The organism is Spirillospora sp. NPDC052242, from assembly GCF_040679555.1.
Taxonomy (GTDB): domain Bacteria; phylum Actinomycetota; class Actinomycetes; order Streptosporangiales; family Streptosporangiaceae; genus Spirillospora.
The window spans coordinates 101,709-123,967 of record NZ_JBFAUZ010000004.1 but is presented as its reverse complement, the minus strand read 5'-3'; the positions used below and the strand labels follow the sequence as shown (position 1 = coordinate 123,967).

Here is a 22,259-nt window from a genome sequence, read left to right as displayed (position 1 = left end):
ACGCCCCCCTGTATGAACGTTGATCTCGTGGTGGCCGGCAGCGGGCTGTTCGGGCTGACCGTCGCCGAACGCTGCGCGGCAGACCTGGGCCTGCGCGTGCTGGTCCTGGACCGGCGCGACCACATCGGAGGGAACGCCTACAGCGAGGACGAGCCGGAGACCGGCATCGAGATCCACCGCTACGGCGCCCACCTGTTCCACACCTCCAACGAGCGGGTCTGGGAGTACGTCAACCGCTTCACCGCCTTCACCGGCTACCGGCACCACGTGTACTCCCGGTACCGCGACCGGATCTACCCGATGCCGATCAACCTCGGCACCGTCTGCGAGTACTTCGGCCGGGCGTTCACCCCGGACGAGGCGCGCGCGCTGATCGCCGAGCAGGCCGCCGAGGTCACCGACCCGGCGAACCTGGAGGAGAAGGCGATCTCGCTGATCGGGCGCCCGCTGTACGAGGCGTTCATCCGCGGCTACACGGCCAAGCAGTGGCAGACCGACCCGCGCGACCTCCCGCCCGAGATCATCACGCGGCTGCCCGTCCGGTACACGTTCGACAACCGGTACTTCAACGACACCTACGAGGGCCTCCCGGTCGACGGCTACACGGCCTGGCTGGAGCGGATGGCCGACCACCCGAACATCGAGGTGCGGCTGAACACCGACTTCTTCGACCTGCGCGACGACGTCGTCGGGAACGTCCCGGTCGTCTACACCGGCCCCCTCGACGCCTACTTCGGCCACGCGGAGGGCGAGCTCGGCTGGCGCACCCTCGACTTCGAGATGGAGATCGCGAACACCGGCGACTTCCAGGGCACCCCGGTGATGAACTACGCCGACCAGGACGTCCCGTACACGCGCATCCACGAGTTCCGCCACTTCCACCCCGAGCGCCGCGACCGCTACCCGTCCGACCGGACGGTCATCATGCGGGAGTACTCGCGGTTCGCCGAGCGCGGCGACGAGCCGTACTACCCCATCAACACCCCCGGCGACCGCGAGAAGCTCCGCGCCTACCGCAAGCTCGCCGCCGCCGAGGACGGCGTCCTGTTCGGCGGGCGGCTCGGCACCTACCAGTACCTGGACATGCACATGGCCATCGCGAGCGCGCTCGGCATGGTCGACAACCGACTGCGTCCCCATTTCGCCGAGGGTTCGCGTCTCATCAGTGGAGGTGCAGACGAATGAGCGACATGGGAGCCCATGACCACCTGCGGGTCCTGCAGCGGGTCGTGCTGCCGGTGGACCGCGACCTGGACGTCCTGAAGCTGTACGTCGAAGGGGAGATCGGGCGCGGCGCCGAGGCGTTCGCCGCCGAGGCCGCCGCCGAGGCCGACGGCGGGGGCGCCGACATCGTCGGGCGCCGCAGCGTCGTCGTCCCGGTCGGGCGGCGCGTGTCGTTCGCGACGTACTTCAACGCGTTCCCCGCGAGCTACTGGCGCCGCTGGACGTCGGTGGACGAGGTGTTCCTGCGGGTCCGCGTGCGCGGGCAGGCGAACGTCATCGTCTACCGGTCGAGCGCGAAGGGGCACGTGTCGCGCGTCGCGTCCGTCCGGGTCGACAGCGACGACTCCCACGAGGAGACGTTCCGGCTGACGCTGAGCCCGTTCATCGACGGCGGCTGGTACTGGATGGACGTCCTCGCGGGCGAGCGCGACGCCGTCCTCGAACGCGCCGACTGGTGCGCCGAGCCCGGGCACGTCCGGCAGGGCCGCGTCAGCCTCGGCATCACCACCTTCAACCGGCCGAACTTCTGCGTCGACCAGCTCGTCGCGCTCGGCGCCGCGCCCGAGGTCCTCGACGTCGTCGACGAGATCTTCGTCGTCGACCAGGGGGACCAGAAGGTCCGCGACGACGACCGGTACGCGGCGGCGGCCGCGGGCCTCGGGTCCCGGCTGCGGCTCATCGAGCAGCCGAACCTCGGCGGGTCCGGCGGGTTCTCCCGCGCGATGGACGAGACGCTCCGGTCCGGCGCCAGCGACTACGTGCTGCTCCTCGACGACGACGTCGTCACCGAGACCGAGGGGATCCTGCGCGCCGTCGCGTTCGGCGACTTCGCCCGCACCCCGACCATCGTCGGCGGGCACATGTTCAACCTGTACATCCGCTCCCAGCTGCACGCGTACGGCGAGGTCATCGCGAAGTACCGGTGGTGGTGGGAGGAGGCCGAGCACACCCGCCGCGAGCACGACTTCGCGCTCCCGCCCGCGCAGACCCTCGACCCGGACGCGAAGCCGAAGACCAGCTCCGGCGGGCTGCTGAAGACGCCGTGGCTGCACCGCCGCGTCGACGTCGACTACAACGGCTGGTGGATGTGCCTCATCCCCACCGACGTCGTCCGCAAGATCGGCCTGTCGATGCCGATGTTCATCAAGTGGGACGACGCCGAGTACTGCGTCCGCGCCGGCGCGGCCGGGTTCCCCACCGTGTCGCTGCCCGGCATGGCCGCCTGGCACGTCCCCTGGCAGGACAAGGACGACGCCATCGACTGGCAGGCGTACTTCCACGAGCGGAACCGGCTCGTCACCGCGCTGCTGCACTCCCCGTACGAGCGGGGCGGCAACCTGGTGAAGGAGAGCTACATCATCTCGGTGAAGCACGCCCTCGCCATGCAGTACTCCACCGCCGAGCTGATGCTCTCCGCGATCGAGGACGTGCTGACCGGCCCCGAGCACATGCACGCCGGGATCCGCACCAAGCTCGCCGACGTCAACGCGTTCCGCGCCGCGTTCCCCGACGCGCAGAACCGGCCGAGCCACGAGGAGTTCCCGCAGGTCCGCACCAACCGGCCGCCGAAGCGCGGGCGGACGCCCAAGCCGCCGGCAGGGCGGGTGAACGTGCTCGCGACCGCGATGCTCGGCGCCGTCAAGCAGCTCCGGCCCGTCGACCCGGCCGCGCACGGCAACCCGCAGACCGTCATCCCGCACATCGACCGGCACTGGGGGCTGCTGTCGAAGTTCGACAGCGCGCTCGTGTCGTCCGCCGACGGCACGAAGGTCGCCTGGTACCAGCGCGACCCCGAGCGGTTCAAGCGGATCCTCAGGCGCACGTCGCTGCTGCACGCCCGGCTCAGCCGCGAGTGGCCGCAGCTGAGCGCCCGCTACCGGTCCGCGATGGACGAACTGGCGTCGCCGGACGCGTGGCGCCGCACGTTCGAGGCGTCCGAGCCGTCCGGCGGTCCGGACGGGCCGGGGGCCGGGCGCCGATGACGGCCCGCCCCACCGCGAACCACCCGGGACGTCCCGGCCTCCCGGTCGCGAACCATGCCGGTGCGGACGTCCCGGGCGGCGACCGCGTGTCCGGGCGGCACCGCGCGTCGCCCGTCCCGCCCGACCCGGGGCTGCGCCCGCCGGGCGGGGACGGCGGGCTGCGGCAGACCCTCCGGCACAAGTACCTGCTGCGGCTGCTCGTCCGGCGCGAGCTGCGGGCGCGCTACAAGGGCTCGCTGCTCGGGCTCGGCTGGTCGTACGTCCGGCCCGGCGTGCACTTCTCCGTGTACTTCTTCGTCGTCGGCGTGTTCCTCGGGATGGACCGCGCGATCGAGGACTTCCCGATCTACCTGTTCTCGGGGATGGTCCTCATCCACCTGTTCACCGAGACGATCCACTCGACGACCCGCTCGGTCACCGGCAACGCGGCGCTGATCCGCAAGGTGTTCCTGCCCCGCGAGCTGTTCCCGTCGGCGTCGGTGCTCGTCTCGCTCGTGCACTTCGTGCCCGGCATGCTGATCCTGCTGTGCGGCGCGATCGCCGCGGGCTGGCGGCCGACGCCGGGCGGCCTCGCCGCCGCCGTCCTCGGGTTCTCGATCATCGTGACGCTCGGGCTCGGCCTCGGGCTGCTGTGCGCCGCCGTCAACGTGTTCTTCCGCGACCTCGAGCAGGTCGTGGACATCTCGATGCTCGTGATCACCTGGTCGGTCCCGATGATCTACCCGTGGACGCACGTGCAGACCCACGCCCCCGCCTGGGTGCTCGACGTCTACCTCTCGAACCCGCTGGTCAGCGCCGTGTCCCTGTTCCAGAAGGCGTTCTGGATGCCCGGGACGCGCGGGGACTTCGCGCTGCCGCCCGACCTGTACCTGCACGCCGGGATCTCCCTCGCGGTCAGCCTGCTGGTGTTCCTCATCGGACGCGCGGCGTTCGCCCGCATGCAGACGCGTTTCGCCCAGGAGCTGTAGAAGTGCCCGCTTCCATCGTCGTCGACTCCGTGACCAAGCACTTCACGCTGCGGCACGCCCGGTCGATCAAGGAGATGAGCGTCCGGGCGCTGCGCCGGCAGCCGCTCGCGGACCGCTTCAAGGCGCTGGACGACGTCAGCCTCACGTTCGCGCAGGGCGAGACGGTCGCGCTGATGGGGCTCAACGGGTCCGGGAAGAGCACCCTGCTGAAGATGATCTCCGGGGTGCTGAGCCCCGACACCGGCTCGGTCCTCGTCCGCGGCCGCATCGCCGGGCTCATCGACGTCGGCGCCGGCCTGCACCCCGAGCTGACCGGCCGCGAGAACGTCTACCTCAACGGCGCCATCCTCGGCATGTCGCGGGGCGAGATCCGGCGCAAGTTCGACCGGATCGTCGAGTTCTCCGGGGTCGAACGCTTCCTGGACGACCAGGTGAAGTTCTACTCGTCCGGCATGTTCATGCGGCTCGCGTTCTCGATCGCCGCGCACACCGAACCCGACGTGTTCCTCATCGACGAGGTCCTGGCCGTCGGCGACCCGCCGTTCCGGCAGAAGTGCATCGAGCGCATCCGCGAGCTGCGCGGCGAGGGACGCACGATGGTGATCGTCGCGCACGACATCAAGATGCTCACCGGCCTGTGCGACCGCGGCGTCACCATGGAGCACGGGCGCGTCCTGTTCGACGGGCCGACCGAGCAGGCGGGGCGCCTCGTCCGGGAGGCCCGCGCCGCCAAGCGCGCGGCCCGGGCGGTGGCGCCGTCCTGACCCGGAAACGGAATCCAATGGTGACCAGGGGAAGTAGCAGACAGATACCGGTAACTGCTCAGATAAGGTGACCCCGGTCCGCGGCGGGCGCCCGCGGCGACCTGCCCGAGTCCAGAGAAGAGGTGCGGTGTTGACCAGACAGGAAATCGGTAGTCCGCTGCTCGACAACGTCCACCGGATCATCGCCGACCGCGCGTGCACCGTCCTGTCCCTGGACATCTTCGACACCGTGCTGTGGCGCCGCGTTCCGCGCCCGGCGGACGTGTTCGCGCTGCTCGGCGCCCGGCTCCGTGAGGCCGGGCTGTGCCCGCCCTGGGTGACCGACGCGACCCTGCGGCGGATGCGGATCCTCGCCGAGGAGCAGGCCCGCCGCGGCCGCGACTCCCTCGGCACCGAGGTGTCGCTGTTCGACATCTGGCGGGCCATGCCCGAGGGCCCGTTCGGCGGCGCGCCGATCGAACGGCTCGTCCGCGCCGAGCTGGACCTCGAACGCGAGCTGACGGTCGTCGACCTCGACATCGCCGCGCTCGTCAAGGCCGCCCGCAAGCAGGACATCACGGTCATCCTGGTGTCCGACACGTACTTCACCGAGGACCACCTGCACCACCTCCTCGACCGTCCCGAACTCGGGTCGATGGAGAACGTGCGGATCTTCCGGTCGAACCAGCACGGCTCCGCCAAGGCGTCCGGGCTGTGGGACATCGTGCTGCGCGACCTCGGCGCGAGCCCCGAGCAGATCGTGCACATCGGCGACCACGAGGTCGCCGACGACGAGGTCCCCGCCGAGCTCGGCATCCGCACCGTCCACTACCGGCGGCTGGACGACGCGTTCGAGAGCGTCCTCGAACGCGAGCGCGAGCCCGTCGAACCGTTCGGCGACCACGCCCCCGACCTCGACGAGCGGGACGGCGACTTCGGCCTCACCAGCCTGCGCGCCAAGGCCATCGCCTCCGGCGGCCCGCACAGCACCTCCGCCCTGGACGTCGCGTGGCGGTACGGCGCCGCCGTCCTCGGCCCCGTGCTGACCGGGTTCGCCGAATGGTGCGCGGCGCGCGCGCACGAGACCGGCACCCGCCGGCTCTACTGCTCCATGCGCGAGGGCGAGCTGCTGTCCCGGCTCATCAACGAGGCCGCCGCCGCGCGCGGCTGGGACGTCGAGGCCCGCCCCGTCTGGCTGTCCCGGTTCGTCACCTCCCTCGCGGGCCTCGACCCGTTCGACACCGACGCCGTCCACCACTTCATCCGCAGCGGCTACCAGCTGACCGTCCGGCAGGCCCTCTCCGTCCTCGAACTGCAGGCCGGGGACGTCCCGGGCCTCGCGACCGAGCTGAACACCGTCATCGACAACGGCGACATCGCCGACCGCGTCGCCCGCGCCCTCACCGAGACCCCCCACCTGTGCAACCGGCTCGCGGTGACCGTCACCGCCGCCCGCGAGCGCATGATCCGCGCGCTGCGCGCGACCGGCGCCCTCGACGAGCCCGAGCTCACCCTCGTCGACCTCGGCTGGGGCGGCACCATCCAGCGGCAGCTCGCGAAGGCGCTGCGGATCGCGGGCCTCGACGTCGTCCCGTCCGGCCTCTACCTCGCCACCAACACCCGCGCCGAACGCCTCTACGTCGAGGGCCTGCGCGCCGAGGGCTACCTCGCGCAGGCCGGGCACCCCGCGAAGGTGTCGGCGACCGTCACGCGCAGCCCCGAGATCGTCGAGCAGTGCGTCAACGCGCTCTGCGGCTCCCTCATCGGCTTCACCGAGGACGCGACCCCGGTGCTCGGCGAGACCGCCGACTCCCCGTCGCAGAACGCCGAACGCCGCACCGTCCAGGAGGGCGTCCTCGCCTTCCAGCGCATGTGGAACCGGCAGGTCGCCGGCGCGGACGGCGACTGGCCGAGCCTCGCGCACCCGCAGGCGGCCCGCGACCGGCTCTCCCGCATCCTGGTGTCGGCGCTGGAGTCCCCGACCCCGGACGAGGCCGCCGTGTTCGGCAACTGGGTCCACGAGGACAACTTCGGCTCCTCGCAGGTCACCACCCTGCTGCCCGCCGACCTCAAGCCCGCCGTCCCCTACCTCGCCCCCGGCGACCTCGACGACCTGCACATGCGGGACTCGTTCTGGCCCGCGCTGATCGCCGCGTCCGACACCGGACTCGGCGCCATGGCCCGCGCCATCGCCGACGGCGCCCTCGACGCCGAGGCGTTCGACCCGGCGGGGGAGAAGTACGAGACCCGGCTGCGCTACCGCACCTCCGACGACCGCTGGCACGAGGAGATCCGCCGCCGCGTCCGCATCAACCACAACGGCCTGTCCTTCGCCCGCCTCGCGTTCGAGCACCACGACACCGTCGACATCTCCATCGCGATCCCGGGCCGCCCCGCGATCGTCCGCGTCGACTGGATCGAGGCCAAGGTCATCGCCGGGGGACGGCGCCGCGAGCAGGTGCTGCGCTGGGACAGCCCCGAGGACTTCGTCGGCCTGCACTACGCCGACTGCCGCTACCTCGGCGGCAACCTGATGGAGTTCGACACCCCGTACGCGGCCGTGTGGCTGCCGATCGCCCGCCGCGCGGGCGCACCCGTGGTGTCGTCCGCGCAGATCACCGTCGCGTTCGCGATGCTGCCGCAGTCGATGACCGGCATGGCCCCCCGCATGCCGCTCGACAAGCACGCGACCAGAGCCGCCCGGGCGGCGCGGCTCACCGACAGGCTCCGCGAGGAGTACCGGACTCTCGGCGTGAAGGGCGTCGCCGCCGGCGCCGGGCGAGTGGCCAGGAGGAAGCTCGGTGACGCGAAGTGACCCCGGTGCCGGACCCGGCACGAACGAGACCGGCGCCCCGGAGGCGTTCCCGGAGGACGTCCTGAGCGCGGCCCCGGAACCGGCAGAACCGGCGGAGCCGGTGGAAGCCGTCGAACCGGAGGCCCCCGCGGAGGCCGTGGAACCGGCCGAGTTCTCCATGGAGCCCGAGGCGCCCGTGGAGCCGCCGGTAGAAGCGGCGGAGCCGGAGGTGTCGCCGGAACCCGTCGAGCCCGCGGTCGAGGCGGAGGCCGCCGAAACCGTGGAACTCGTGCGGCCGGCGGACGAGCCCCTGGACGAGCCGGACACCGAGCCGGTCGTGCTCGGTGCCGCGAAGCCGAAGCGGACGGCGTCCAGGAAGACCGCCCGCAAGAAGGCGGCCGCGTCGGACGAGACGCCCGGCATCGAGGCGCCCGGCATCGAGGCGGTCGGCATCGTCGCGACCGGGTTCGCCGGCACCCGCGAGGAGCCGCACCGGCAGGCGCGCCTCGCCCGCGAGCAGCCGCTCCTGCTCCACTCCATGTCGATCTTCCGGAGCCTCTTCGAGGCGATCGCCCGGTGCCGCGAGATCGGCACGGTCGTCGAGGTCGGCGTCGAGTCCGGCCGCACCAGCGCGGTGTACGCGGACCTGGGCGCGACCGTCCATTGCGTCGAGCCGAACCCGACCGACGAACTGCGGGCCGTCCTCGCCGCCGACCCGCGCCTGCACCTCGTCGAGGGCCGCTCCCCGGACGTCCTCGGCGAACTGCCCGTCGCCGACCTGTACGTCCTCGACGGCGACCACAACTACGCGGTGGTCCGCGAGGAACTCGCCTGGATCATGAAGAACGCCCCCGACGCCGTCGTGGCCCTCCACGACGTCCTGTGGCCGAGCGGGCGCCGCGACATGTACTACCAGCCGTCCCCCCTCGCGGCCGAGGACGCGCACCCCGCCACCGACGGCGGCCCGACCGTCTGGCACGACGAGGTCACCCCCGTGGGCTTCGTCGGCATGGGCGACTACACGGTCGCCGCGCACGCGGGCGGCGAGCGCAACGGCGTCCTCACCGCGGTCGAGGACGCGCTCGTCGAGGGCGGCGGCGACTGGCGCTTCGAGATCGTCCCGGCCGTGTTCGGGCTCGGCGTGCTCGCCCGGTCCGGCTCGCCCGGCGCGGCGGAGATCTTCGCGGCGCTGCGGCCCTACACGTCGTCCGACCTGCTCGCCGCCATGGAGAACAACCGGATCGCGCTCTACACCCGCGTCCTGCAGCTGCAGTACGAGGCGGAGGCGCGGACCGAAGAGGCGACCCGCATGGCCGAGACCATCGCGGCCCAGCAGCAGGAGATCGACCGCCTGGGCGGCGGAACCGGCCGCCCGGCCGCCGCCGCGGCGGCCGCCCCGCGACGGGACGAGCCCGCCGCGCAGAAGGAAGAGAAGCCGAGGAGCGCCGAAGTGTCCGACTACGTCTCGACGGTCGCCGTGCACCACGACACCTGGGGGACCTTCCTCGAACCGGACGCCTCGATCGCCGACCTCGAGAACCCGCACGAGGTCCTCGGCATCCCGATCCTGAGCGGCCACCACGCCGACCTCAAGGCGTTCGCCGGGTACAACACGGTGTTCGACCGCATCGCCGACCGCGTCGCGGGCGTGAACCTCGCGTACGAGGACCAGTGCAGCGCGAACCACTACTTCGACGTGTTCACCCGCATCGAGCGCGACCACGCGCACGCGACCCGGATCGTCGAGGTCGGCGTCTTCATGGGCGGCTCGTCCACCGTGTTCGCGGGCTGCGTCGAGCCGATGGGCTTCGAACTCGACCTCGTCGACGTCAACCCGGTCTACCTGCAGTTCGCCTACGAGCGCATCCGCCGCACGTTCCCCGGCGCGACGTCGCGGGTCCGCATGTTCTACGGCGACCTGCCGACGTACGTCCAGAAGGTGCTGCTCCCCGAGACGACCGCGCGCGCGATCGTCCACCATGACGGGGCGCACGACTTCAACCAGGTCGTGAAGGACATCAGCTCGCTGTACTTCGTCCGGGACCGGGTGCACAGCCTCGCGATCCAGGACACGCACCTGCGCGGCCTCATCGAGCACTTCAACTTCGTGGACGCCGCCGTCTACGCGATGTTCGGCGTGGACGTGAAGTACGAGCCGGTGGGCGCCCGCTACGAGGAGGGCTCGTCGGTGACGAACCCGAACCAGTGGAACGGGAACTACTTCCTCGCGGGGATGTCGGAGGGGATGTACATCCCGTTCGAGGGCGTCCAGTGGAAGTACCCGCACCCGTCGATGGAACTGGAGAACTTCCTCCCGGTGAAGCGCTGACCACGCAGGTCACCGTACCCAAAGCGTGACCATCCGGACGGTCAACCAAGATCGTCAAGTGGGCGTCTCCACGGAAAACCCCAATCCGTGGAGGCAACCCCCCTTGCGCCGAACACGAACCCTGGCCGTCCTGGTGCGCAGGAGTGGAAGCAGATGGCCGTGGTCACGACGAACACCGCCGGACGGTTCGAGGAGGCGTTCACGGCCGAGCAGGACGGTCACTGGACGGCGTGGTTCTTCGGCGACGAGGGCCACCTGAGCGTCAACTCCGGAAGCAAGCACGTCGACGTGCAGTAACGGTGTCGGCCGGGTTCCGTGAGCGAGCATGACCTGCGGAGCCCGGCCGGCTGGCCACTCACGGCCAAACGGACCGATCCTCCCAACGTGATCATCTGGGCGGCCAACCAAGATCGTTAACCGGGCGTCCTCACCGCGACAACACAACTCTGCGGAGAGGCACCCCCCTTGCGCCGAACACGACCACTGGCCGTTCTCACGGCCCTGATCGTCGCGGTGACGACGTTCCTCGTCCCCGCGACCGCCCGCGCCGACGTCACAAACGTGGACGTTTCCGTGGCCTTCGATCCGCTCTCCGCCGACCGCGTCGCCACGGTCAGCGTCAAGGCCGAGTACGAGACCGAGATCACCGAGGCGAAGGCGATCGTCGTGCGTCAGACGGAGGAGGGAGGGGCGTGGACGCCCATCGCGACCGTGCCCCTCACCCTCACTGACGGCACGGCGACCGACGGAACCTGGCAGGGCGACTACCAGACCGACATCGAGGCCCACCCAGGGGCGACCGGATTCCTCGCGGAGCTCACGACGGCGGACGGAATCACGCGGGATCCCAACGGGCACTACATCGACAACTGCTACCGGTTGTCGATGGTCGATCTCACCAGCTCGCCTGCGGCGATCGACGCCGACACCCCGCTGACGGTCGCGGGCCGCGTCCTCGTGCAGAAGACCCGGGACGCGGCGCCGGAACCCGCTGCGGACGTCCCCGTCTGGAACACCTCATCCCCGGTTCGGACCGGGGCGGACGGCTCCTTCTCCTTCACCCACCTGTACACGAGCTTCACTTCGCTTCAGGCGCAGGCATCCTGGGAGTGGTACGACCAGTGGTGCGAGGCCGGTGACTTCGCGCCGTCCCCCGAGATCACGCGCCAGACCGTGGAGCTGTCGGCGGAGATCGTCACGCCGCAGCCCGTCAAGGCCGGTGACGAGGTCACCGTGGAGGGACGCCTGCAGCGCAACGGCGCCGACGGCCTCGTCCCCGTGGCCAACGTGTGGATCGCCGCGTACGTCACCTCTTCCGAGAAGGAAGGCGTGGGCGACACCTACACCAAGCCGGACGGGACGTACCGGCTGACGTTCACGGCCGAGAAGTCCGGTCCCCTGACGGTGCAGAGCGACGAGCGGGACATCGTCTGGAGCGGCACGGCCTCCCCGGGCCAGATCACGGTGGTGGGTGAACCGCAGTTCTCCGAGGTGGAACTCGGTCCGTCGCCCGTCGACTACGAGAAGCCGATCCGGGCGACCGGGAAGCTCGCGGACGCCGGCAACCCGCTCGCGGACGCGACGGTGTGGCTGCTGTTCTCGCCCGACGGTGAGAACTGGCAGAAGATGCAGAACGGCAAGACGACCGCGGCGGGGCAGTTCGACCTGCAGAGCACCGAGACGACCCAGGACGGCTACTGGCGCGTCTGGTACCAGAGCGCCGACGGCACGGCGACGGCCTCGAGCGCCGTCCAGCAGGTCAAGGTCCGGTTCGGGACGCTGCTGGACGACTACAAGGTGGAGGTGGGCCCTGCCGCGACGGTGACCGTCAAGGGCACGCTGCTCCGCCAGGACGGGTCGGGGCTGGGCCGGGAACTGCCCGTCCACATCTACTTCATGGCCGAGGGCGAGTCGACCTGGGAGCTGCAGGGGACGACCACGTCCAGCGCCACGAACGGGACGTTCTCGAAGCAGTTCACCTCGTACCAGGACGGCTACTGGACGGCCGCGTTCTGGGGCAACGACGAATACACCAGGTCGAACGCGCCCATCAAGCACGCGGACGTCCCGGGGCAGTACACGACGAAGTTCGCCGAGTTCGGTGCGTCCCCGTCGCCCGTGGCGGCCGGTGAGCCGGTCACGGTGAAGGGGCTGCTCACGCGGACGATCGATGGCGGCGCGGCCGAGGCGGCGCCGGGCAAGCCGGTCTACGTCTACTTCCTGCCCACCGGTGCGCAGGAGTGGAAGCACATGGCGGTCGTCCAGACGGGGACCGACGGACGGTTCGAGAAGGCGTTCACGGCCGAGCAGGACGGCTACTGGACGGCGTGGTTCTTCGGTGACGAGGGCCACCTGAGCGTCAACTCCGGAAGCAAGCACGTCGACGTTCGGTGACGGCGTCGGCCGGGTTCCGTGGGGCCGATACGACCGCGGAGCCCGGCCGGCTGACCGGCACCGGCCAAACGGGCGCATGTGCTCAATGTGGTCATCTCGGGCGGCCAACCAAGATCGTTAACCGGGCGTCCTCACCGCGATGACATCAACCTCGTGGAGAGGCACTCCCTTGCGCCGAACACGACCACTGGCCGTCCTGACGGCCCTGATCGTCGCGGTGACGACGTTCCTCGTCCCCGCGACCGCCCGAGCCGACGTCACCCTGACGAACCTGTCCGTGGCCTTCGATCCGCTCTCCGCCGACCGCGTCGCCACGGTCACCGTCAAGGCGCGGTCCGAGAGCGGCGTCACCGACGCGCAGGCGATCGTTGAGCACCGGACGGACGAGGAAGGGGCGTGGACGTCCATCGCGACGGTGCCCCTCGTCCTCGTCGGCGGGACGGCGAACGACGGGACCTGGCAGGCCCGGTACCAGACCGACATCGAGGCCCACCCGGGGACGACCCGGTTCCTCGCGGAGTTCACGACGTCCGACGGGGTCACGCGATCTCCCGACGGGCGGTCCATCGACAACTGCTACAGGACCTCCGTCGTCGACGTCACCGGCTCGCCCCGCGCGATCGACGCCGACACGCCGCTGATGATCGCCGGACGCGTCCTCGTGCAGAAGACCCGGGACGCGGCGCCCGCACCCGCGGCGGGCGTCCCCGTATGGAACTACAAGGCCACGGTCAAGGACACGACCGCGGCGGACGGCTCCTTCTCCTTCACCCACCTGTACGACTACTTCCTCTCGCTCGAGGCGCACGTGGGGCTGGATCTGTACGACCGGTGGTGCGCGTCCGGCGGGATCGCCCCCTCTCCCGAGATCACCAAGCAGTCGGTGGAGGTGTCGGCGGAGATCGTCACGCCGCAGCCCATCAAGGCCGGCGACCAGGTGACCGTGGAGGGCCGGGTGCTGCGGCACGGCGCCGACGGTCTCGTGCCCGTCGCCGGCCATTGGGTCGACGTCCGAGTCGCCTCGTACAGGACGCAGCTGATCAAAAACGCCTACACGGCCGAGGACGGGACGTACCGGCTGACGTTCACGGCCCGGGAGCCCGGCGTCGTGACCGTGTGGAGCGGTACGAGCGACATCGTCTGGGGCGACGTCGCCTTCCCCGGAGAGATCGCGATGGAGGGCGCCCCCGTCCTCTCCGAGGTCGGTATCGCTCCGGCGCCCGTCGACCACGGGCAGCCGATCCGGGCGACGGGGCTGCTCGCGGACGACGGGACTCCGGTCGCCGATGCGAGGATGTGGCTGCTGTTCTCGCCCGACGGCGACAACTGGGAGCTGGTGCAGGAGGGAAAGACGACGTCGGCCGGGCGGTTCGACCTCCAGAGCACGGCGACGACGGACGGGTTCTGGCGCGTCCTGCACGTGGACACCCTCGGTAAGCCGATCGCGACGAGTGCGGCCGAGCACGTCAAGATTCGGTACGCGACGCTCGTGGACGACTACGAGGTGGCGGCCGGGCCCGGTGGGACGGTGGACGTCAAGGGCAGACTGCTCCGCCAGGACGGCTCGCCGCTGGGCGCGAAACTGCCCGTCAACGTCTACTTCATGGCCGAGGGCGGGTCGACCTGGGAGTTCCAGGGGACGGCCGAGAGCGACGCCGCCGACGGGTCGTTCGAGAAGCGGTTCCCGGCCTACGAGGACGGCTACTGGACGGCGGCGTTCTGGGGCGACGAGTCCTTCGGCCGGTCGAACGCGCCCATCGCGCATGTGGACGTCCCGGGGCAGTACACGACGGCGTTCGCCGAGTTCGGCGCGTCCCCGACGCCTGTGGACGCCGGTAAGGCGATCACCGTGAAGGGGCTGCTCACCCGGTCCGTGGGCGGCGGCGCGGCCGAGGGGGCCCCGGAGAAGCCGGTCCACGTCTACTTCCTGCCCGACGGAGCCCAGGAGTGGAAGCAGATGGGGGTCGTCCGGACGAACGCCGACGGGCGGTTCGGCAAGGGGTTCACGGCCGAGCAGGACGGCTACTGGACGGCGTGGTTCTTCGGCGACGAGGGACACTTGAGCGTCAACTCCGGAAGCAAGCACGTGGACGTGCGGTAGGGCGGTACCGGCCGGGTTCCGGAGGGCGCGCAGGAGCCGTACGGGCCCGGCCGGCTGTCCACTGCTGGCCAAACGGACAAATTACGCCGAATGTGATCATTTGAGCGGGCAACCAAGATCGTCGACTGGGCGTCTTCACCGCGACAGCACAAATTTCGTGGAGAGGCACCCCCCTTGCGCCGAACACGACCACTGGCCGTCCTGACGGCCCTGATCGTCGCGGTGACGACGTTCCTGGTCCCCGCCACCGCCCGAGCCGACGTCACGGACGTGAACGTGTCCGTGGCGTTCGACCGCCTGTCCGCCGACCGCGTCGCCGCGGTCACCGTCACGGCCAAGTCCGCGAGCGGCGTCACCGGCGTCGAAATGAGCGTCGAGCAGCCGTCGGACGGCGACGCGTGGACGTCCATCGCGACCCTGCCGCTGACCCGCACCGGCGGGACGGCGAACGACGGGACCTGGCGGGCCGAGTACGCGCTCGACATCGCGACCCGTCCGGGCAGCACCCGGTTCGCGGTCGAGATCACGTCGGCGGACGGCGCCACGCTGGCCGCCGGGCACCAGTACGTCGACAACTGCTACCCGCTGACCGTCACGGGGCTCACCAGCTCGCCCGGGACGGTCGACGCCGACACCCCCATGACGGTCGCGGGCCGCGTCCTCGCGCAGAAGACCCGGGACACGGCGCCCGAGCCCGCCGCGGGCGTGTCCGTGTGGAACAGCACGTCGCCGGTGGTGACGGGCGCGGACGGCTCGTTCTCGTTCACCCACCCGTACGCGAGCCCGCTCTCGCTCCAGGCGAACCCGGGTTGGCAGGCCGGCGACCAGTGGTGCTCGGTGAGCCGGTTCGCCCCGTCCCCCCAGATCACCCGGCAGACGGTGGACCTGTCGGCGGAGATCGTCACCCCGCAGCCCGTCGGGGTCGGCGACGAGGTCACCGTGGAGGGCCGCCTGCGGCGCAACGGCGCCGCGGGCCTCGCCCCGGTCGCCAAGGTGTGGGTCGCCGCGCACGTCACGTCCGCCGAGAAGGAGGAGGTGGCCGCCGCGCTCACGGCCGAGGACGGGACGTTCCGGCTGACGTTCGCCGCGCGGAAGGCCGGTCCCGTGACGGTGCAGAGCGCGCAGACCGACCTCGTCTGGGCGGGTTTCGCCTCCCCGGGAGAGGTGGCCTTCGAGGACGGCCCGCAGTTCTCCGACTTCGCCGTCACGCCGTCGCCCGTCGACTACCAGCAGCCGATCCGGGCGACCGGCAAGCTCACCGACGCGGGCGCCCCGATCGCGGGCGCGACGGTGGCGCTGCAGTTCTCGGCCACGGGGGAGACCTGGCAGGACGTGCAGAGCGGCCAGACGACGGCGACCGGCGAGTTCGACATCGAGAGCACCGCGACGACGCAGGACGGCTACTGGCGCGTCTGGTACCAGAGCGCGGGCGCGACGGTGTCGAGCGAGATCCGCCAGGTCAACGTCCGCTACGGGACGCTCCTGGAGAACTTCGCCGCGACCTCGGGCTCCGGCGCGAAGGTGACCGTCAAGGGCACGCTGCTCCGCGGCGACGGCACCCAGCTCGGCGAGTCGCTCCCGATCCACGTCTACTTCATGCGCGACGGGGCGACGACCTGGGAATTCCAGGGCACGACCGAGACCAGCGGCACGGACGGCTCGTTCGAGGCGGAGTTCACGTCGTACGAGGACGGCTACTGGACGGCCGCGTTCTGGGGCAACGACGACTACAGCAGGTCGAACGCGCCGATCGGCTTCGTGGACGTCCCCGGCCAGTACACGACGTCGTTCACCGAGTTCACCGCCTCGCCGGCGACCGTGCCGGCCGGTGAGACGATCACCGTGCAGGGCCTGCTCGGCCGGTCCGCGGGCGGCGGCGCCGCCGAGCCCGCTCCGGACCTGCCCGTCCACGTCTACTTCCTGCCCGCGGGCGCGCAGGAGTGGCAGGAGATGGTGGTCACCCGCACGGGCGCCGACGGACGGTTCCAGGAGACGTTCACCGCCGAGCAGGACGGCTACTGGACGGCCTGGTTCTTCGGCGACGAGGGCCACCTGAGCATCAACTCCGGCAGCAAACTCGTCGACGTCCAGTGACACACCCCGGCCGGGCCGGGCGGAGACCCACCCCTCCGCCCGGCCCCGGCCGGAGCCCGGTTGTCGTGCAGAAAGCGCAAGGTGATTCGTCCATGGCTTCGCTGGAGCGGGTGACTCAGATCATCGGCGAGTCCGTGCAGGTGCCGTCGTCGATCGACTGGGGCGCACTGGAGGCGCGGCTCGCCTGTCCTGTGTTCCCGTCGGACTTTCCATCGTCCGACCCTGGTGTCGAGCAGATCCCCCTCCCGTGAAACCGGCGTGCCGGTGAAGGCCGGGGTTGGCCGGATGTGGCCACGGGCGTGGGGGTGGGTGTCCGATCTTTCCTGCAGGTGGGTGCGGTGACCGGTTTGGGGTGATGTCACGGAGGATCGCGGGCGGGTTACGGCGAACGGGACACGCGATCTCGCCAGGCTCTTTACCCTGTGCATGTGTAGAAAGGCAGGAAGGACCGACCTCTTCAGCGTTCCCCCCGTACCGCGACTCCAGGGGTCTACTCGACGTGACGGACATGGCGAGCGGGTCCGCGGCGGCGCGGCTCACGCAGGCAGACCGCGTCTACGTGGGCTGGCGCTACGCGCAGGTGCATCCCGATCCGGGCCCGCCTCCCGAGGCCCCCGCCGAGCCGGAGCGGCCGGCGGCGCGGCCGCCGGTCCGGCAGCCGGGCGAGCACATGGCCGCCCGGCCGCTCCGCATCGCCGTGACCGGGACGCTCGTCGGCGTGGGGCTGTTCCTCGTGTGCGGGATCGCCGGGATGCTGCCGTGGTTGTTCGCGGGCGTGGGGCTCGTGGCGTGCGCGGTGGTGCTGGGGATCACGGGCGGGGCGCTGTGGCGGGACGAGCGGGCGGTGCGGGACCGGCTCGCGCGGTGGCGGGACCTGGACGAACGCGAGCGCGAGGCCCGCGAGAAGCGGTCCGCGGCGGCGCGTGAGGCGCACGCGGAGGCGCTGCGGGAGTGGGAGCGGCGCCGCGCGGAGTACGAGGGCCAGCGCGAGTGGTACCCGGTGGCGGTGCCGCCGGGGGTCGACCGGGTCGACGTGGTGGGCGGGACGCTCGCCGGGTGGTCGGCGGCCGTGACGACGATGGGCGCGGCGCGGCTCGCGGTGGGCGCGCGGCTCACGGTGATCGACCTGTCGGAGGGCGCGGTCGCGCACGACCTGCTGCGGCTGGCCGCGGATCGCGGCGACGACCCGCTGGTGTGGGTGCTGCCGAACGACCTGCCGCGGCTGGACGTGACGCGGGGGCTGAGCCCGGAGGCGCTGGCGGACGTCCTGTCGCTGGTGGTCGGCGCCGGGGAGGAGCAGGACGGGACGCGGGACCTGTCGTTCGACAACTCGATCCTGGAGCGGCTCATCGAGGTGCTGGGCGCGGACACGACGATCCCGTGCATCACGGCGGCGCTGCGGGTGCTGGCGCAGGTCGGGGATCCGCGGGACGACCTGCGGAAGGGGCTGCTGACCGAGGAGCAGCTCGAACGGATCGCGACGCTGTTCGGCCGGGACGCGACGGACCGGATCGTCGTCCGGCGGGCGTGGGCGCTGGAGGCGCAGCTGCGGAAGCTGGAGCGGCTCGCGGCGGAGCCGGTGGCGCTGCCGCCGTCGCGGCTGCACGTGGTGTCGATGGACCGGCGCGCGGGCGTCCTGACGAACCGGGTCCTCGGGACGTACGTGACGACCGCGCTGACGCACCGGGTGCGGGAGTCGCCGCCGGGCGGGCGGTGGGACCACACGCTGTTCCTGTGCGGCGCGGAGAAGCTCCGGGGGGACGTGCTCGACCGGCTCATCGACGCGTGCGAGGCGACCGGGACGGGCCTGGTGCTGATGTACCGGTCGATCCCGCGGCACGTGCGGGAGCGGCTGGGACGGCGGGGGCACGCGGCGGTCGGGTTCATGCGGCTGGGCAATCCGGAGGACGCGCGGGTCGCGGCGGAGCACATCGGGGCCGACAAGCCGCTGATCGTCGCGGAGATCACCGAGTCGGCGGGGGAGACGCTGTTCGACGTCGCGGGCGAGACGTACGCGAGCACGGTGGCCTACGCGCGTCCGTCCGGGGACGGGCTGACGGACCCGGTGTGGTCGCCGCTGCCCGCCCCGGCGGCGGACGACTCGGTGCTCGTCGAGGGGATCAGTTCGGCGACGGCGTGGGGCCGGACGGTCGCGGCGGTGCGGGAGGACGCGAAGCAGCGGTTCCGGGAGCTGCTGGTGGGGCCGCCGCAGCTGCAGGAGCTGCCGCCGACCGCGATGGTGTTCACGCACGCGGGCGCGACCGGGCGCCGCATCATGCTGGTCGACGCGAACCCGGGGATCATCACGCTGCCGACCGCGCATTCGATGGAGTTCGAGGAGTACCTGCGCGAGCAGGAGAGCCTGGCGCGCGCCGAGCCGGCCGAGCCGGAGGGGCCGCTGCCGGCGCCCGCCGCGGCGGACGCGCCGTCCGTGTCGCGGCCCCGGCACGCGCTGCCGCGCCGGTCGAACCGGCTCGTCCCGATCCTCCGGCCGAACGGCAAGCACGCCGCCGATCCGCCGGCCGCCCCCTGACCCCCGGATGCCGCCGTGATGCCGCCGCAAGGTCCGATGCCGCCCTACCGCCCGCCGTCCCGCCCGTATCCGCAGGCCCCGCCCGGGACGGGCGGCGCGTTCGCGGCGGACGCGGGCGAGCGCGCCGCGTCCCGCACGGAGCCGTTCGACCTGCCCGGCCCCTGGTACCGGATCGAGGCGATCCCGGCGCCCGAGGGGGCGGCGTCCGCCGAGCGGGACTTCGTGAGCGTGCTGCCCGCGGCGCTGTCGGCGGCGCGGGCGGAGCGGCCGTTCGTCGTCGGGTGGCTGTCGCCGGGCGGCGGCGCGCCGCTGGAGCTGATCACGAACGCGGGCCCGATCGGGACGCCCGGCGGCACGGGCCCGCTGTTCCCGAGCGGCGCGCGCGGCGTCCGGATCGGGGACGGCTGGCTGCGCCGCGCGGAGCGGATGGCGTGGACGCGCTGTCCCGGACGGCTCGCGCCGCAGGCGGCCCCCGCGCCGCCGGCCGCGGACCGTCCGGGCGCGGGGCTGTTCGAGTCGACGCTGGTCACGCTGATGGAGCGGCCGTTCGGCTGGTTCGTGGTGGCCGAGCCGTGCGACGAGCGGCTGATCGACGCGGAGATGCGCGAGCTGCACCACGAGCTGCGGATGCTGCGGCGCGGCGAGGACGAGCACGCGCGGCTCGCCGTCGGCCGGACGGACCGGCGGCTCGCGGAGCTGGACGCGTTCCGGGAGGCGGGGCTCTGGCGGGTGCGGGTCCTCGCGGGCGCCGGCGACCAGGACGAACTGGGGCAGATCGCACCGGTGCTCGTGGGGTCGATGGACCTCGGCCACCACCCGTACCGGCTGCGGTCGGGGCACGGCAGCGGGACGTTCGCCGAGATGCTGCGGCCGGGCGCCGCGCCCGCGCCCGTCCGGGCGGGGGCGGAGCCGGACCAGCGGTTCCCGTTCGTCGCGACCGCCGGGGCGCTCGCCGCGCTCGCCGGGCTGCCGAACCGGGAGGTCCCCGGCCTGCGGGTGCTGGACGCCGGGTACTTCGACGTCACGTCCGAGACGGCCGCCGAGACCGGACCGGACGGCCCGGGGACGATCGAGCTCGGCGCCATCCTCGACGGCCAGGACCGGGAGGTCGGCCGGTTCACGGTCCCGCGCTCGACCGTCAACCGGCACGTGTTCGTCACCGGCGCGACCGGCGCGGGCAAGTCGCAGACCGTGCGGCACCTCCTCGAACAGCTCACCCGCGCGGGCGTCCCGTGGCTCGCGATCGAACCGGCGAAGTCGGAGTACGCGGCGATGGCCGGGCGGATCGCCGACCTCGGCGGGCCCGTCACCGTCGTCAACCCGTCCGACCCCGGGTCGGTGCCGCTATCGGTGAACCCGCTCGCGCCCGAACCCGGCTACCCCGTCCAGGCGCACATCGACATGGTGCGGGCGCTGTTCCAGGCCGCGTTCGACGCCGAGGAGCCGTTCCCGCAGATCATGGCGCAGGCGCTCCAGCGGGTGTACGAGGCGAACGGGTGGGACGTCGTGACGGGCGCGGGCGTCCCCGGCTCGCTGATCGAACCGGCCGTCCCGACCCTGGAGCAGCTGCAGACCGCCGCGCTGCAGGTCATCCAGGACGTCGGGTACGGGCGCGAGCTGATGGCGGACGTCCAGGGGTTCGTGGACGTCCGGCTGCGATCCCTCCGGATCGGCTCGGCCGGGCGGTTCTTCGAGGGCGGGCACCCGGCCGACATCGGCGGGATGCTCCGCGACAACATCGTGCTCGCCATCGAGGACGTCGCGAACGACGAGGACAAGGCGTTCCTCATGGGCACCCTCATCATCCGCATCGTGGAGCACCTGCGGATGCGGGAGCGGCGCCGCGGCCCCGACCGCCGCTCCGCGCTGCGGCACGTCATCGTCATCGAGGAGGCGCACCGGCTGCTGCGCAACCGCGGCCCCGAACGCGGGTCGTCGCACGCCGTCGAGCTGTTCGCCGGGATGCTCGCGGAGATCCGCGCGTACGGCGAGGGCATCATCGTCGCCGAGCAGATCCCGACCAAGCTCGTCCCGGACGTCATCAAGAACACGGCGCTGAAGGTCGTGCACCGGCTGCCCGCGCACGACGACCGGCATCAGGTCGGCGCCGCGATGAACCTCGACGCCGACCAGTCCCGGGAGGTCGTGTCGCTGCGGCCGGGCGTCGCTGCCGTGTTCGCCGACGGGATGGACCGGCCGCTGCGCGTCCGCGTCCCGCTCGGCGAGGGCCGCGAGGCCGAACTCGCCGGACCGCCCCCGCCGGTGGACGGGCGCCGCTCGGCCGCGTGCGGCTGCGAGTGCCGCTCGGGCCGCGCGTGCACCCTCTACGAGCTGCGCGAGGCCGACCTCGTCGCCGGGCACCCCGACTGGGCGTGGCTGCGGCTGTGGGGGGACGTGCTCGTGCTCGCGCACGTCGCCGGGCGCCGCGTCCCGGCCGTCCCGCCCGACCTGCGCCGCGCGTGGGCCCGGCTGGCGCCGCGGCTCCGCGACTGCGCGCTCGCGACCGTCCTCGAACGCGCCGTCACCCGCCGCTCGTGGGCGCTGCGCACCGCGTTCCCGCCCGCCGAGCTGACCGGCGCGGTCGCCGGAACCGCCCGCCGCCTCCTGGACGGCCAGGACGCGCCGGGGCGCGTGCCGGGCCCGAACTGGGTGATCCCGCAGGTGCGGTGGCTGCACGAACTCGAGCGGCTGTTCCCGTACGGGGCGGGCACGCCCGACAAGCACGCGCCCGCCCCGCCCCTCGACTACCAGCTCCCCGGGCTCAAGCAGCAGCCGGACGCGAAACTGGGGCACCGGCTGCGCGCGCTTCGCCGCCACCCGTTGTCGATGGAGCTCGAACGCAACCGCCCCCTGGCGCTCACCGCGCTCTACGGGGACGACGACCACGCGGCCTTCTACCGCGACCTCGGCGACGTCACGATCGGCTTCGAGGAGGACGAGCAGATCGAGCACGTCGCGGGCACGATGGACGTGTCCGAGTGGCTCGAACCGGTGCTGAGCTGGCCCGACCGGTTCGTCCTGCCGTTCGGCGACCCGTCCGCCGCGCTCCCCTTCACCGCCCCCGAGGACGACCGGACGGACGGCTGACCGCCCGGCC

13 protein-coding genes are annotated in these 22,259 nt (G+C 72.1%); all 13 read left to right on the top strand.

Features of this window, described 5'->3' with window-relative positions; genetic code table 11:
• The first annotated feature begins 12 nt into the window (after positions 1–12).
• The gene (glf, locus tag AB0L25_RS04955) at positions 13–1,185 is read left to right on the top strand and encodes a UDP-galactopyranose mutase (protein WP_500168725.1); all 1,173 of its coding nucleotides are present in this window, start codon (positions 13–15) and stop codon (positions 1,183–1,185) included.
• Positions 1,182–3,206 (top strand): glycosyltransferase, encoded by a 2,025-nt coding sequence (locus tag AB0L25_RS04950; RefSeq protein WP_500168723.1) that lies wholly within the window; start codon positions 1,182–1,184, stop codon positions 3,204–3,206. The genes glf and AB0L25_RS04950 overlap by 4 nt, the downstream gene beginning before the upstream one ends.
• On the top strand, positions 3,203–4,174 hold the full coding sequence (locus tag AB0L25_RS04945; protein WP_500168721.1) for an ABC transporter permease: 972 nt from the start codon (positions 3,203–3,205) through the stop codon (positions 4,172–4,174). The genes AB0L25_RS04950 and AB0L25_RS04945 overlap by 4 nt, the downstream gene beginning before the upstream one ends.
• Before the next feature lie 2 nt (positions 4,175–4,176).
• On the top strand, positions 4,177–4,938 hold the full coding sequence (locus AB0L25_RS04940) for an ABC transporter ATP-binding protein (RefSeq protein ID WP_500168719.1): 762 nt from the start codon (positions 4,177–4,179) through the stop codon (positions 4,936–4,938).
• A gap of 130 nt (positions 4,939–5,068) precedes the next feature.
• On the top strand, positions 5,069–7,732 hold the full coding sequence (locus tag AB0L25_RS04935) for a hypothetical protein (protein WP_500168717.1): 2,664 nt from the start codon (positions 5,069–5,071) through the stop codon (positions 7,730–7,732).
• Complete coding sequence (locus AB0L25_RS04930) at positions 7,719–10,040, top strand: class I SAM-dependent methyltransferase (RefSeq protein WP_500168715.1); 2,322 nt, start codon at positions 7,719–7,721, stop codon at positions 10,038–10,040. Before AB0L25_RS04935 ends, AB0L25_RS04930 begins: the two co-directional genes overlap by 14 nt.
• A gap of 153 nt (positions 10,041–10,193) precedes the next feature.
• On the top strand, positions 10,194–10,337 hold the full coding sequence (locus AB0L25_RS04925; protein WP_500168713.1) for a hypothetical protein: 144 nt from the start codon (positions 10,194–10,196) through the stop codon (positions 10,335–10,337).
• 216 nt (positions 10,338–10,553) lie between these two features.
• Positions 10,554–12,434 carry a hypothetical protein gene (locus tag AB0L25_RS04920; protein WP_500168712.1) on the top strand — a complete coding sequence of 627 codons (1,881 nt, stop codon included), beginning with the start codon at positions 10,554–10,556 and terminating at the stop codon, positions 12,432–12,434.
• 169 nt (positions 12,435–12,603) lie between these two features.
• A complete protein-coding gene (locus tag AB0L25_RS04915) occupies positions 12,604–14,535 on the top strand; it encodes a hypothetical protein (RefSeq protein WP_500168710.1) in 1,932 nt (643 codons plus the stop codon).
• Between the two features lie 174 nt (positions 14,536–14,709).
• Positions 14,710–16,629 (top strand): hypothetical protein, encoded by a 1,920-nt coding sequence (locus AB0L25_RS04910; RefSeq protein ID WP_500168708.1) that lies wholly within the window; start codon positions 14,710–14,712, stop codon positions 16,627–16,629.
• A gap of 92 nt (positions 16,630–16,721) precedes the next feature.
• On the top strand, positions 16,722–16,880 hold the full coding sequence (locus AB0L25_RS04905) for a hypothetical protein (RefSeq protein WP_500168706.1): 159 nt from the start codon (positions 16,722–16,724) through the stop codon (positions 16,878–16,880).
• A 257-nt stretch (positions 16,881–17,137) separates the two neighbouring features.
• On the top strand, positions 17,138–19,162 hold the full coding sequence (locus tag AB0L25_RS04900) for a hypothetical protein (protein WP_500168704.1): 2,025 nt from the start codon (positions 17,138–17,140) through the stop codon (positions 19,160–19,162).
• A gap of 36 nt (positions 19,163–19,198) precedes the next feature.
• Complete coding sequence (locus AB0L25_RS04895) at positions 19,199–22,249, top strand: ATP-binding protein (RefSeq protein ID WP_500168702.1); 3,051 nt, start codon at positions 19,199–19,201, stop codon at positions 22,247–22,249.
• The last annotated feature ends 10 nt before the right edge of the window (positions 22,250–22,259 follow it).